At 40.1% G+C, this 11,842-nt stretch carries 17 protein-coding genes; 9 read left to right on the top strand and 8 right to left on the bottom strand.

Going from position 1 to position 11,842, the window contains the following annotated elements:
* Positions 1-184 precede the first annotated feature (184 nt).
* Both OOZ15_RS08040 and OOZ15_RS08035 read left to right on the top strand, forming a co-directional pair.
* On the top strand, positions 185-871 hold the full coding sequence (locus OOZ15_RS08040) for a response regulator transcription factor (RefSeq protein ID WP_265955667.1): 687 nt from the start codon (positions 185-187) through the stop codon (positions 869-871).
* Between the two features lie 214 nt (positions 872-1,085).
* Positions 1,086-2,030, top strand: coding sequence for a sensor histidine kinase (locus OOZ15_RS08035; protein WP_416337315.1), 945 nt, complete (start codon positions 1,086-1,088; stop codon positions 2,028-2,030).
* On the opposite strand, the gene OOZ15_RS08030 is transcribed toward OOZ15_RS08035, so the two are convergent.
* Positions 1,983-3,023 carry a glycosyltransferase gene (locus OOZ15_RS08030; protein ID WP_265955664.1) on the bottom strand — a complete coding sequence of 347 codons (1,041 nt, stop codon included), beginning with the start codon at positions 3,021-3,023 and terminating at the stop codon, positions 1,983-1,985. The genes OOZ15_RS08035 and OOZ15_RS08030 overlap by 48 nt on opposite strands.
* Before the next feature lie 91 nt (positions 3,024-3,114).
* Between OOZ15_RS08030 and trmB the strand changes: the two genes are divergently transcribed.
* The 3 genes from trmB to OOZ15_RS08015 all read left to right on the top strand — a co-directional run bounded on the left by trmB (position 3,115) and on the right by OOZ15_RS08015 (position 4,884).
* A complete protein-coding gene (trmB, locus tag OOZ15_RS08025; protein ID WP_265955662.1) occupies positions 3,115-3,789 on the top strand; it encodes a tRNA (guanosine(46)-N7)-methyltransferase TrmB in 675 nt (224 codons plus the stop codon).
* A 41-nt stretch (positions 3,790-3,830) separates the two neighbouring features.
* Positions 3,831-4,475: a LysE family transporter gene (locus OOZ15_RS08020; RefSeq protein ID WP_265955660.1), complete on the top strand. Its 645-nt coding sequence runs from the start codon at positions 3,831-3,833 to the stop codon at positions 4,473-4,475.
* 73 nt (positions 4,476-4,548) lie between these two features.
* Positions 4,549-4,884, top strand: a complete 336-nt coding sequence (locus tag OOZ15_RS08015; protein ID WP_265955658.1) for an MGMT family protein — start codon at positions 4,549-4,551, stop codon at positions 4,882-4,884.
* Between the two features lie 7 nt (positions 4,885-4,891).
* Here OOZ15_RS08015 and OOZ15_RS08010 read toward each other — a convergent pair whose 3' ends face one another.
* From OOZ15_RS08010 to OOZ15_RS07990, 5 genes are all read right to left on the bottom strand, one after another.
* On the bottom strand, positions 4,892-5,098 hold the full coding sequence (locus tag OOZ15_RS08010; RefSeq protein ID WP_265955656.1) for a GDCCVxC domain-containing (seleno)protein: 207 nt from the start codon (positions 5,096-5,098) through the stop codon (positions 4,892-4,894).
* The gene (gene merTP, locus OOZ15_RS08005) at positions 5,098-5,703 is read right to left on the bottom strand and encodes a mercuric transport protein MerTP (RefSeq protein ID WP_265955654.1); all 606 of its coding nucleotides are present in this window, start codon (positions 5,701-5,703) and stop codon (positions 5,098-5,100) included. The genes OOZ15_RS08010 and merTP overlap by 1 nt, the downstream gene beginning before the upstream one ends.
* Before the next feature lie 162 nt (positions 5,704-5,865).
* Positions 5,866-6,066 (bottom strand): hypothetical protein, encoded by a 201-nt coding sequence (locus tag OOZ15_RS08000; RefSeq protein ID WP_265955652.1) that lies wholly within the window; start codon positions 6,064-6,066, stop codon positions 5,866-5,868.
* 37 nt (positions 6,067-6,103) lie between these two features.
* Complete coding sequence (locus tag OOZ15_RS07995; RefSeq protein WP_265955651.1) at positions 6,104-6,496, bottom strand: metal-sensing transcriptional repressor; 393 nt, start codon at positions 6,494-6,496, stop codon at positions 6,104-6,106.
* Positions 6,493-6,867: an ArsR/SmtB family transcription factor gene (locus OOZ15_RS07990; RefSeq protein ID WP_265955649.1), complete on the bottom strand. Its 375-nt coding sequence runs from the start codon at positions 6,865-6,867 to the stop codon at positions 6,493-6,495. The genes OOZ15_RS07995 and OOZ15_RS07990 overlap by 4 nt, the downstream gene beginning before the upstream one ends.
* Before the next feature lie 195 nt (positions 6,868-7,062).
* Here OOZ15_RS07990 and OOZ15_RS07985 point away from each other — a divergent pair, with 195 nt between their 5' ends.
* From OOZ15_RS07985 to OOZ15_RS07970, 4 genes are all read left to right on the top strand, one after another.
* On the top strand, positions 7,063-8,193 hold the full coding sequence (locus tag OOZ15_RS07985) for an Mrp/NBP35 family ATP-binding protein (RefSeq protein WP_265955647.1): 1,131 nt from the start codon (positions 7,063-7,065) through the stop codon (positions 8,191-8,193).
* A gap of 11 nt (positions 8,194-8,204) precedes the next feature.
* On the top strand, positions 8,205-8,450 hold the full coding sequence (locus OOZ15_RS07980; RefSeq protein ID WP_265955645.1) for a NifU family protein: 246 nt from the start codon (positions 8,205-8,207) through the stop codon (positions 8,448-8,450).
* 132 nt (positions 8,451-8,582) lie between these two features.
* On the top strand, positions 8,583-9,641 hold the full coding sequence (locus OOZ15_RS07975) for an NAD(P)/FAD-dependent oxidoreductase (protein ID WP_265955643.1): 1,059 nt from the start codon (positions 8,583-8,585) through the stop codon (positions 9,639-9,641).
* Between the two features lie 168 nt (positions 9,642-9,809).
* Positions 9,810-10,139 carry a 2Fe-2S iron-sulfur cluster-binding family protein gene (locus OOZ15_RS07970; protein WP_265955641.1) on the top strand — a complete coding sequence of 110 codons (330 nt, stop codon included), beginning with the start codon at positions 9,810-9,812 and terminating at the stop codon, positions 10,137-10,139.
* Here the strand turns inward: OOZ15_RS07970 and OOZ15_RS07965 are convergent.
* Both OOZ15_RS07965 and OOZ15_RS07960 read right to left on the bottom strand, forming a co-directional pair.
* Positions 10,136-10,837, bottom strand: a complete 702-nt coding sequence (locus OOZ15_RS07965) for an SGNH/GDSL hydrolase family protein (RefSeq protein ID WP_265955639.1) — start codon at positions 10,835-10,837, stop codon at positions 10,136-10,138. The two genes, OOZ15_RS07970 and OOZ15_RS07965, sit on opposite strands and share 4 nt — an antisense overlap.
* A gap of 45 nt (positions 10,838-10,882) precedes the next feature.
* Positions 10,883-11,782, bottom strand: a complete 900-nt coding sequence (locus tag OOZ15_RS07960; RefSeq protein ID WP_265955638.1) for a metallophosphoesterase family protein — start codon at positions 11,780-11,782, stop codon at positions 10,883-10,885.
* Positions 11,783-11,842 lie beyond the last annotated feature (60 nt).

The following is an 11,842-nucleotide window of genomic DNA, read 5'->3' as shown; positions in this document are numbered from 1 at the left end:
TAAGAAACAATAAGTACAGATGTCATACTGAGCCTGTCTGCCGAACAGGCAGGCCTGTCGAAGTATAAGTTAATTAACGATCAATAAGTCTTCGACAACCCTTCGACAAGCTCAGGGTGACAAGGGTGACAGTGGACAAGACAACAGAAACAATTGTGTATTATAAAACCAAACTTTATAACAAATGAAAAAGAAGGAAATCAAGATCCTTTTAGTCGATGACGAACCGGATATCTTGGAAATTGTAGGATACAACCTGTCTTCTGAAGGCTATAATGTTTCTACCGCCAAAAACGGGATTGAAGCCATTGCCAAAGCTAAAAAAGAAAAACCACACTTAATTATTTTGGATGTTATGATGCCGGAAATGGATGGTATTGAAACCTGTGAACAGATAAGAAAATCGCCCGACCTCGAGAACTCCATTATTACCTTTTTGACCGCTCGTGGCGAAGATTACTCACAAGTGGCCGGTTTTGATGCCGGTGCCGACGATTATATCACCAAGCCTATCAAGCCGAAAGTGCTCATCAGTAAGGTCAAAGCCCTATTAAGACGTCTGAAAGAAGATGAAGAATCTGTAAAAAGTATTGTTAAGGTTGGAAACATTGTCATCAACCGTGATGAATACAAAATTGTCCAGTCCGGAAAGGAGATTATCCTTCCCCGCAAGGAATTTGAATTGCTTTCCCTTTTAGCCAGTCGTCCCGGAAAAGTCTTCAAAAGAGATGAGATCCTTGACAAGGTGTGGGGTAACGAAGTGATTGTCGGTGGTAGGACCATTGATGTGCACATCAGGAAACTCCGCGAAAAGATTGGGGACGATCATTTTAAAACGGTGAAGGGAGTAGGATATAAGTTTGTTCTCTAGATCACTAGATTGTTAGATAGCTGGAAGCATTTTTAGCTGTTCAATAACTCAACTTGCTAAATTGTCTTAACTTTATCGGCTCAACACAGTACTTTTGAGAACCAAACTGAAAAAATCATATCGATTCGCATTCCGGTCGTCTGCACTCATTACGTTTTGTGCCGTCATAGGATTGTGTTTTTTACAACACTATATTACCGATATCCATGTATGGATGATTGTGCTCTTCGGTATTTTTTTGTTCGTATTTTCCTTTTTTATCATTCAATACCGGGTGGAAAACTTCATCTACAAACGGGTGAAAAAGATCTACGACGATGTTTCCCTGTTGGAATCGACTACTTTTCAGGACCAACCGGTCACTACCGATATGCGAACCCTCACGGAGGAAATCGAAAAGTTTGCCCAGAATAAAAAACTGGAGATCGAAACCCTGAAAATACGGGAAGCCTATCGGAAGGAATTCCTCGGGAATGTATCACACGAACTCAAAACGCCACTATTTACCGTTCAAGGCTATATTTTGACCTTGCTGGACGGTGGGATGAAAGATAAAAGCATCAGAAAAAAATACCTGAACAGGGCCAGTAAAGGAGTAGAACGCCTTATTTATATTGTCCGCGACCTCGATATGATCAGTAAATTGGAATCGGGTGATCTGCATTTGGATTATGAGGAATTTGACATTGTTGATCTCATCCAGGGTGTTTTCGACCTGATGGAAATGAAGGCCAGCAAAAAGAACATCACACTCACTTTCGACCTTGAATACGATGAACCTATCATGGTTTATGCCGATAGGGAACGCATTCAGCAGGTATTGACCAATCTGGTGGTAAATTCCATTAAATACGGAAAAGAAAGTGGCACTACGGAAGTTAGTATTGAAAACCTTGTCCAGAATAAGGTGATTGTTCGCATAACTGACAACGGGGAAGGTATTGAAAGTCAAAACATCCCACGTTTATTTGAGCGTTTTTACCGTGTTGACAAAAGCGGAAGCCGGAAAGAAGGGGGCTCCGGATTGGGACTCTCCATTGTAAAACACATTATTGAAGCCCACATGGAAAAAATCTATGTAGAAAGTGTTTTTGGCGTGGGTTCAGAATTTTCATTTACCCTTGAAAAGGCTAAACAAGATCGCGAATTCACAGGTTGATCCAATTCCTTGCAATCCTTTAAAATCTGCTACACGTTCCAACATTCCGATTTCAAAATCATCCTGTTTGCAATAGGGCACTAATTTTTCCTCTTGCAGCCGTTCTGCCAGATATTCTTGTTCGTATTGTCCGGGTGTAGGGATAAAAAAGGCCTTCTTCCCCAGTTTTGCAAGATCCAAGACCGTTGTATACCCCGAACGTGATAACACCAAAGCACTTTCGTTAAAAGCGGTTTCCAATTGGGAGGAGTTCATATAATTATAAACCGTTACATTTCCCTCTTCAACAACTTTTTGCTTCGCTTCAATTTTTCCCCTTACAAAAAGCACCTTCCCTTCCAATTTTTGAGTTTCTATAAGCAAACGGCTTTCCAGCATACTCCTTTGGGGTTCCGGTCCTGAAATAATAACCATAAGATCGTATTGCTGTGGTAAATCCTTTTTTTCCAGCCTGCTCAACGGGCCAATATATTTTATGGTAGGATCGTCTTTTTTTAAATGTCCCAAGCGTCCGCTTAAATTAGGTTCTCCTTTTATGTCGGGCACCCAGCACTCGTCAAACTTCTTGATCACCCTTTGGTGTACTTTAGAACTAAACCAAGTGGTATTTCCCGTTAATACATTCAGCTGATGGGTAATAAACACACAAGGCACTTTTTTGGAGTGTACCCCTAGGCGGTTATCAGAAATAACTCCATCAATATTCAATTTTTCCACCAAGGCCTCTGTCAGTTCCTTTTCCCTGGTCATCGCCTTCAATATCTTAGGAGAATCCCAGATCATTTTCAGTTTGAAATGCTTCGCCTTTTCAGCATATTTGATCTTATAAGAAGGCATTTCGGCAAACTCCAATTCCGGAAATTCCTTTTTCAACAGGCGCAATGCCTCGCCATCGGAAGCGATCACAGGGCAAAAACCTTCATCCAACAACCCCTTGATAATGGGAATACATCTCGTGGCATGCCCCAATCCCCAATTTAGAGGAGCTACCATAATTCTTTTCGGCTTTACCATAACTACAAATGAACTTAATTTTTCTCTGTGAAAGATTTCCTTAATTTTGTCTTTAAATTAAATTATTGTTGTGGGGAGCAAAAACAAACTCAAACGTTTTAAAGAAAACGAGACCTTTTCTAATGTCATCCAACCGAGCCGTGAAGAACTCGTTAATGCCGATTTTGACCTGAAAGGGAAATGGAGAAGTCAATATTTTAAGAACAACAACCCCATTGTTTTGGAGTTAGGCTGTGGAAAAGGGGAATATACTGTTAGCCTTGCTGAAAGAAACCCTGACAAAAACTACATCGGTATCGACATCAAAGGAGCCCGTTTTTGGAGGGGCGCCAAAACAGCTTTGGAGAAATCACTGCCCAATGTCGCTTTTGTACGATCACAAATAGAACTTATAGAATTCATTTTTGATATCGATGAGGTAGATGAAATATGGATTACCTTCCCCGATCCCCAGATCAAATACAAGCGTACCAAACACCGTTTGACCAACACAGATTTCTTAAAGCAGTATGCCAATATTCTAAAGGGAAATGGTGTTGTTCACCTCAAAACAGATAGTGAATTCATGCATGGCTACACCCTAGGTCTCTTACACGGCTTAGGTTATGAAGTGCTGTATGCCAATCACAATGTTTACAGAAACGAAGGTAGCCCTGACGAAGTAACCTCTATTCAAACTTTCTACGAAAAACAGTATCTTGAGGAAGAAAAACCGATTACCTATATCAAATTTAAACCCAACTAATGCTAAATCAACCGTTAATAGAAACTATGTAATCCTAACTAATGTCACATTTATTCATTCTTTTCTTTGCTACTTTTTCCGCTGCGTTGATGGCCGTGGTTTTTCCCGGTCTCATTAACATCACAGCAGCAAAGACCAGTGCAAAGCGAGGAAAACCCAACGGAATGCTCTTTGCTGCGGGTGCTTCGACTACAGTTGTTTTTCAGGCATACCTCGGGATGCTCATTTCTAAATACCTGTACAACAATCCGCTTGTGATCGATATTTTACTCAAGATCGCCTTGGCCGTTTTTGCCTTTTTTTCCATTTATTTCTTCATTTTGGCCAAAAAGAACAAAAACCAAAAGAAAGTTCGGAAGAAAGTAGAACTCAAAAAGAAAAACGTCTTTTTTAAAGGGATGTTCATTTCTGCCTTAAACGTTCTGCCCATTGCCTATTTCTGTGGACTCAACGCTGCGTGGAATGTTTCCGGATGGATCAAATTTGAATTGTGGGACATCCTTGTGTTTGTCATCGCCGCCGGCTTGGGGACTTTTGCCATGCTCTATATGTATGTGGTCTATTTTGATAAGCTTCAGGAAAGAACCGATACTTTTTCCCGTTATTCTGATTATATTTTAAGTGCTTTAATGGCTGTTTTGCTCATTATCACATTTATCCGGCTTTTTTATTCTGAAATGGTGTAGAGTCACATATTTTTTCGGTTGATTCTTCCGTTTTTTTAAATTAACTTCAGCAATCTATTCAAAAAAACCACGTATGAAACCGGAAAACCAGAATTTTTTTGAACGTGTTTATGATATTGCCCGCTTGATCCCCTACGGAAGGGTTACTTCCTATGGAGCTATTGCCAAATACCTCGGGGCGGCACGGAGTGCACGAATGGTGGGTTGGGCCATGAACGGCTCAGGATTGAAAGAAGACATCCCCGCACACCGGGTAGTGAACCGCAAAGGCATCCTCACCGGGAAACACCACTTTCAGGGGACTAACTTGATGCAACAATTGCTGGAAAGCGAAGGCATTCCGGTAAAAGACAATCAGATACAGGATTTTGACAAGTATTTTTGGGATCCGGCAAAAGCGTTGGGGTGATTTTTTATCAGCAACATTCCTTATCCTGTTGAATTGACGGACATTTTACACTTCCGTAGCTACAATACACACAGCAATCGCCTTCTTTTGGTTTTATGACAGCCTTGCAGTTTTCACATTCGTAGAAATACTGACAGGCGTCTATCGGCATCGTTTCTTCTTTCTTGTGCCCGCAATTGGGACAAGTGATTGTTGATTGTAATATCGCTTCCATTACTGCTCTTTTTTATCGGTTACGGTATATCCTGTGGCATTGATCGCTTCTTTAATTTCCTCAACATCGGTTTTTGAACTGTCAAATTCTATAATCGAATTTTTATTCTTATACGAGGTCGTTATGTTAATTATTCCCGGAAGCTTATTCACTTCGTGATCAACATGGGCAGCACAACCGTTACAAGTCATTCCGCTAATGGAGAATTCTACTTTTTGTACATCCGATTTATCTACTATCACCACCTGTTTTTCTACTTTTGGGTAAAAAACATGGGCGTACATCGGAAAGGCAAGCATTAAACTTGCAAAAACCGTTACTATTCCTAAAAATGTTTTACTCTGAATAAATTTTGATCTCCCTGTTTTGCTATCCGTTTCGCAATTGCAGTCAACTTCTTTTTTGGGCTTCAATTTATGATACCAAGCAAAGCCGAGTACCAAAATGGTCATCCCCACAAGATATGGTCTGATGGGTTCAACCCAGGAAAACGCTGAAGCAAATCCGCCTACTCCGGCTATCAAAGCCAGAACCGGAACAATACAACATAAGGATGCCCCTACGGCCGTAAGGATGCTACTTCCCAGTAAAAGTCTTTTTTTCATATTAATTCTGTCCTAAATAAATTTTCATCTGTTCTTTTTTGCATCGCCCAAAAAAGAACCACAAACGTTGAAATTGCATCAAAACCTCAGCAAACTCTATTTTCCATAAATTCAATAAAACCGTTTTTGACGCTATTGATTTCGTGTCCTAATTATTTGTATCTACTCCCTACAGCAAGCAGGTAACACTTCTATTGTTTTGTCATAAGGACAGTCGGGTGTCCCAGCCAATGGACAATTAATTTTCGGACATTCAGGTGTTCCTTCCAGCGGACAAGCACTGTTTGATGAAGAAAACCCATATGCGAGTCCACCAATGGTTAACACTCCTGCTGCGGCTATTGCCATTATCATATTTTTCATAACTCTTAATTTAAATGATTAAACAATAGTCCAAAGATCAATCACGGGGGGAGGGGGTGTCCAAATTATTTTTTGATAAAAATTTTAAAAGTTCTTCCTCTACCCGCTGAGCCTCTTTCAATTTATGAGGTACTTCATCTGCGGAAAAGTCCGGAAACAGCTTGCACAGTCGCTCTATAGTTTCTTCATTTCCGCAATTTCCCGGACAATTTTGATAAGCAGATGATATTTTTTCTGCTATTGCCTTCCTGTAGGTATTATCCAGAAGTTCAAAAGTAGTTTTGTTCAAAATAGCTTGTACTGCTTTAAATTGAAGCAGGATATTCTCGGCTTGCTGTTCATCATCAATCTGCTCCAGTATATAATTCAACTGCCCCATTGCCGTTTTGATCGAAACTTTGATATTTTTTATCAAATCAGAAGTAATCATGTTGTTTCCAAGGTTTTGTTTTCTTCAAGTATGCTGAAAAACGGTTTGAACATTTCTTTATACTCCTTTGTCAGTGAGTAAAAAATGGTTTGTGCCTGTCTTTCTGCTTCAATAAGCTTTCGGTCTTTTAGTTTTCGCAGGTGCTGTGAAACTGCCGAAATCGTCATTCCAAGGACATCACTCAGGTCGCAAACGCAAAGCTGTTGCTCTTCATAAAGCAGAAAGAGTATTTTCAACCTTACCGTATTACCCGCCAATTGAAGTCCGCCGGACAATTGATCAAATGTTCCGTTAATTTTCGAAATGCTGTCTTTACAACGGTTGATCTGCTTAATATCCGCCTGTTGTCTTATGCAAGAAATCTTATCCATAGTATCAAATATAGTGAATTCACTTATTTAAGCAAATACTTAAATAATAAAATCTGATTCATCTCTCTTTCCCCGGTTGATAAAAAAGTGCTTTTAAACTACACAAACTTTATTATCTAATCAGTATACCTTATCTTTGTAATTTAGAATGAGTATAAAAAACATTCTTTTTAAAAATTGCATTAAAGACAATACATGAAAATAGAAAAGAAAGAGGTCATAAAAGCATTGGAAACCATTTCTGCTCCAGGAGAAGGAAAGAATATGATAGAAAGCCGTGCGGTTAGGAATGTAATGATTTTTGACGATGAAGTTGTTGTTGACATTACTATAAACAACCCAAGTTTACAGGCGAAAAAGAAAACCGAGGTTGAGATTTTAAAGACCATTCACGACAAAGTCTATCAAAAGGCCAAAGTGAAAGTCAATATCAAGGTAGAGGCTCCGGAAAAACCACAAATAAAAGGAAAGGTTATCCCCGGCATTAAAAATATTGTCGCGGTTGCCTCCGGAAAAGGTGGTGTAGGGAAATCTACCGTAACGGCTAACCTTGCCGTTACACTGGCAAAAATGGGCTTTAAAGTAGGTTTGTTGGATGCCGATATTTACGGTCCTTCGGTACCTATCATGTTTGATGTTCAAAACGAAAAGCCTTTGGCAGTCAATGTAGATGGAAAATCAAAAATGAAACCTGTCGAAAATTATGGGGTGAAAATCCTCTCGATTGGTTTCTTTACACAACCTGACCAGGCGGTTATTTGGCGTGGGCCTATGGCCTCAAAAGCGCTAAAACAAATGATCTTTGATGCGGCTTGGGGCGAATTGGATTTTCTGTTGGTTGATCTTCCTCCGGGAACGGGAGACATTCATCTGAGCATTATGCAATCCTTGCCTATTACAGGTGCTGTGGTAGTAAGTACGCCACAAAATGTAGCCTTGGCAGATGCTAAAAAAGGAGTAGCCATGTTCCAACAGGAAAGTATTAATGTGCCTGTACTCGGAATTGTAGAAAATATGGCTTATTTTACACCGGATGAACTTCCTGACAATAAATATTATATTTTTGGTAAGGAAGGCGCCAAAAACCTGTCTAAAGACTTAAAAGTCCCATTTTTGGGAGAGATTCCATTGGTTCAAAGCATCCGCGAAGCCGGAGATTTCGGTCGCCCGGCTGCATTGCAAACTGCAACCCCATTGGAAGAGGCTTTTGAAGAACTGACAAAAAACATAGTGAGTGAGGTGGTAAACCGCAATGACAGCCTCCCTCCCACAGAAGCCATAAAAATAACGACCATGGCAGGTTGTTCGGCGGTTAACAAGAAATAATTTATAAACAGATGACGTCGGAAGAAGTTAAATTAAACGTAGAGAAAGCCCTGCAAGAAATCAGGCCTTACCTGGAAAGTGACGGAGGCAACATCAGCTTGGTGTCTATCGACAATGACAAGCGTGTCACAGTGAGGCTTGAAGGGACGTGTGTGGGGTGTAATGTCAACCAAATGACCCTGAAAAGCGGTGTTGAAATGACCATAAAAAAATACGCTCCACAAATTGAACAGGTGGTTAACGTTGGTGATATTTAGTTCACCTAGCTCAATACTAAAGAAGGCATCAACTGCTTAACTTTTGGTCATGGGCTCAAAACATTTTGATGTGTAAGCTACCTCTCAGTAAGGAATGGCTTACGCAATAGAATACTTTTTTAAAATAAGTACATGATTAAAACAGATATACTCATCATTGGAGCCGGCCCTACAGGTCTCTTTACTGTTTTTGAAGCCGGCTTACTCAAACTAAAGTGTCATCTTATTGATGCACTTCCACAACCCGGTGGACAGTGCTCTGAAATATATCCAAAGAAACCGATCTACGATATCCCCGGATTCCCGGAAGTATTGGCAGGGGATTTGGTCGATAATTTAATGAAGCAAATTGAGGTCTTTGAACCCGGATTCACACTGGGTGAAAGAGCCGAAACCATAGAAAAACAAGATGACGATACTTTTATCGTTACCACCAACAAAGGCACCAAACATCAGGCTCCTGTCGTAGCCATTGCCGGTGGTTTGGGAAGTTTTGAACCCCGAAAACCTCAATTGGAGAACATTACCGATTTTGAAGACAAGGGGATCGAATACATCATCCGGGATCCGGAAATCTACCGCAATAAAAAAGTAGCTATTGCCGGTGGGGGTGATTCCGCTTTGGACTGGAGCATCTATTTAGCTGATGTAGCCGACGAGGTCACTTTGATCCATCGTCGAAATGAATTCAGGGGTGCTTTGGATTCCGTAGAAAAGGTAGAAGAACTCAAAAAACTCGGAAAAATCAACCTCATCACGCCTGCTGAAGTTACTTCGCTTCAAGGCAACGGACAATTGGAAGCCATTACCGTTAAACAGAAACCGGATGATAAAGAGATCGAACTGGAACTCGATCATTTTATTCCGCTTTTCGGACTTTCCCCAAAACTTGGGCCTATTGCCAATTGGGGACTCGAAATTGAAAAGAATGCCATCAAGGTTGATAATACGCTCGACTATCAAACCAATATTCCCGGTATCTATGCCATTGGCGATGTAAACACTTATCCCGGAAAATTAAAATTGATTCTCTGTGGGTTCCACGAAGCTACACTGATGTGCCAAAGTGCTTATAAAAGGATATTCCCGGACAAAAAATATGTGATGAAATACACTACAGTAAGTGGTGTAGACGGTTTTGACGGCAGTAGAAAAGAAGCGGAAAAAGCAGTTGTGAAGTCTATAAAGTAAAGTGGGTTCGATCTATAAGAAATTCAAGTTTATAGCTTTTCCAAAGTTCAAAACTTTGGAAAAGCTATAAATTTATTCAAACTCCAACTTTTTCTCTACTAATTTACTAGGGTAATTAGGTTTCTTTTTGAAGTTTTACCTATTTTTGTGCCTTCAAAACATGAATCGATGTCTGATATTACTATAAAAATAAAGGATAGGGAGGGCGAAATCCACGAAGTACAAGCCCCAACGGATATGGCAATGAACCTTATGGAAATTGTTCGTTCCTATGAATTGGCTCCAGAAGGAACCGTTGGTGTGTGTGGTGGAATGGCTATGTGTGCTTCATGCCAATGTTATGTGGTATCCGATCACGAGTTGCCCGAAATGAGTTATGACGAAGATTTGATGCTCGCCGAGGCCTTTAATGTAAAAGACAGTAGTCGTTTGGGTTGCCAAATCCAAATGACGGAAGATTTGGACGGTCTGGAAGTAGAACTCGCACCTGAAGTTTAAAAAAGTCTTTTCTTTCTGATTTCAAACAAAATTTGAGAAACAAAACTACTGTATGCCGTTTTTGACGGGTGCAGTCTGTCACTCGCTACCAAACTCGGATTATTAAGTCCTTCCCGGGTAATATCTGTTATGTTGATATAACTCACTCCGTTGTGTAAAGCAGTTTTCTTCACAAACGCATTGTATTGGTCTATCTCTACAGAAATCTTCAAAGGACTTGGTCTTTCTTGCCCGAAAGGTGTATATGCATAATCCGGGATCGAGATGACAAACACCTTGCTTCTATCACCCCCGGCGAGTTGAATTGCTTTGGCCAAAAGCGTTGTAAAATCCTCTTCAAATAAGGAAAAATCCTTCCCCTGATACTGATTGTTCACCCCGATCATAAGCGTTACCATATCCTGATCCTCGCCAGGGGCTTTTTTTTGGATTCCTTGAATCAGATCTGAGGTCGTCCAACCTGTTTCAGCAATTACTTGGGCTCCTACCTTTATATTTTCATCACTGGCAAGCTTTTTCATCAGTAGTAAAGGAAAACTACATCCTTCACAAACACTTTCCCCGACAGTATAACTATCGCCTAAGGCCAAATACTTAATTGTTTTAATATTATCCGGAGTTTTACTTGTAACCGATCGTTGTGTTTTACACGCAAATAGAAGCGTCGACACTCCAACAAAAAGTAATATTTTTTTCATTCTTTTATATTTTCCTACAACAAAAGTACTTTTTTATCTGCTATTTTAATGTTTCAGCTGATAATCAATTAGTTTTTGTGGTTTTTCAAGCACTTCCCTCACTACTTTTAGCACCCCTTCTTCGGTGGTATCGACATACCATTTGATGAGCTTGATCTTTCCCTTTTCTATTTCTATTCCGGTAATACTTCTGGGATGCACACAGCTGCCGGCGTTGAAGAAAGCAAGGTCTCCGGGTTCGGGAAAGCGGGGTCTGTGTGTATGTCCGATGATGGTAAATCGGTTGTTATTATCGGCTATCCACTTTTTGGTACGCCGTTCGACTTTTATAAGCTCAAAATTGTTTTTTGCCGGACTGGTAGGATCTGAAATCCCAATGACTTGCAGGGGTCGCCATAAAACCCTCACCATAAAACGGCTCCATTTCCAAAAGGTGTAATTCCACCAATCAGCTTGATGCCCATGGATAAGGAACAACTCTTGTCCCGTTTGTTTGTGTCTTAAAATAAGTCCTTCATGATATTTCAAGTTCGGCATAAAGGGCACTTCTTCTTCCAAATCCGGATCCAACCAGGTATCGTAATGCTTTTTTATAACCGCCTCGTCTTCATACACCATGTCGTGGTTTCCGTAGATAAAATGCAGCTTTCCTTCGTCATGAAATTGTTTTAGCAACAAAAAGATATTCTTATGAGAATCGAAAATGCTTTTAAAATGAAGGTTTTCCCACAATTCGTTACCGTCGCCTAATTCACAATAGGTAAAACCTGTCTTATAATATTGTTTTAAAGCATGGTAATATGTATTTCTGTTATTGGCAAAGTCATCGGCAAAACTATTGTCTCCCCTGTGGCAATCACTAAAAAGCACAAATTTAGAAGTGTCATCAAATTCGATGACACCCGCGTTCTTATATGCCCTGTCAAAACGTTTCTTTGTAGACATGGTTTAAATTTAAATAAATAATCTATAGGATTTATTTTTTGCTGAAGTATTCCCAAACGT

The organism is Galbibacter kalidii (assembly GCF_026241135.1).
GTDB lineage: Bacteria > Bacteroidota > Bacteroidia > Flavobacteriales > Flavobacteriaceae > Galbibacter.
This window is presented reverse-complemented; position numbering and strand designations above follow the sequence as displayed.

What these genes read in the sequence shown, in the direction of transcription:
- OOZ15_RS07990 (WP_265955649.1), bottom strand. Translation starts at nt 6,867, where the DNA reads ATGGATAAGATTTCTTGCATAAGACAACAGGCGGATATTAAGCAGATC.
- OOZ15_RS07965 (WP_265955639.1), bottom strand. Translation starts at nt 10,837, where the DNA reads ATGAAAAAAATATTACTTTTTGTTGGAGTGTCGACGCTTCTATTTGCG.
- OOZ15_RS07975 (WP_265955643.1), top strand. Translation starts at nt 8,583, where the DNA reads ATGATTAAAACAGATATACTCATCATTGGAGCCGGCCCTACAGGTCTC.
- OOZ15_RS08015 (WP_265955658.1), top strand. Translation starts at nt 4,549, where the DNA reads ATGAAACCGGAAAACCAGAATTTTTTTGAACGTGTTTATGATATTGCC.
- OOZ15_RS08040 (WP_265955667.1), top strand. Translation starts at nt 185, where the DNA reads ATGAAAAAGAAGGAAATCAAGATCCTTTTAGTCGATGACGAACCGGAT.
- OOZ15_RS08030 (WP_265955664.1), bottom strand. Translation starts at nt 3,023, where the DNA reads ATGGTAGCTCCTCTAAATTGGGGATTGGGGCATGCCACGAGATGTATT.
- merTP (WP_265955654.1), bottom strand. Translation starts at nt 5,703, where the DNA reads ATGAAAAAAAGACTTTTACTGGGAAGTAGCATCCTTACGGCCGTAGGG.
- OOZ15_RS08010 (WP_265955656.1), bottom strand. Translation starts at nt 5,098, where the DNA reads ATGGAAGCGATATTACAATCAACAATCACTTGTCCCAATTGCGGGCAC.
- OOZ15_RS07985 (WP_265955647.1), top strand. Translation starts at nt 7,063, where the DNA reads ATGAAAATAGAAAAGAAAGAGGTCATAAAAGCATTGGAAACCATTTCT.
- OOZ15_RS07960 (WP_265955638.1), bottom strand. Translation starts at nt 11,782, where the DNA reads ATGTCTACAAAGAAACGTTTTGACAGGGCATATAAGAACGCGGGTGTC.
- OOZ15_RS08035 (WP_416337315.1), top strand. Translation starts at nt 1,086, where the DNA reads ATGATTGTGCTCTTCGGTATTTTTTTGTTCGTATTTTCCTTTTTTATC.
- OOZ15_RS07970 (WP_265955641.1), top strand. Translation starts at nt 9,810, where the DNA reads ATGTCTGATATTACTATAAAAATAAAGGATAGGGAGGGCGAAATCCAC.
- OOZ15_RS07980 (WP_265955645.1), top strand. Translation starts at nt 8,205, where the DNA reads ATGACGTCGGAAGAAGTTAAATTAAACGTAGAGAAAGCCCTGCAAGAA.
- OOZ15_RS08020 (WP_265955660.1), top strand. Translation starts at nt 3,831, where the DNA reads ATGTCACATTTATTCATTCTTTTCTTTGCTACTTTTTCCGCTGCGTTG.
- OOZ15_RS08000 (WP_265955652.1), bottom strand. Translation starts at nt 6,066, where the DNA reads ATGAAAAATATGATAATGGCAATAGCCGCAGCAGGAGTGTTAACCATT.
- OOZ15_RS07995 (WP_265955651.1), bottom strand. Translation starts at nt 6,496, where the DNA reads ATGATTACTTCTGATTTGATAAAAAATATCAAAGTTTCGATCAAAACG.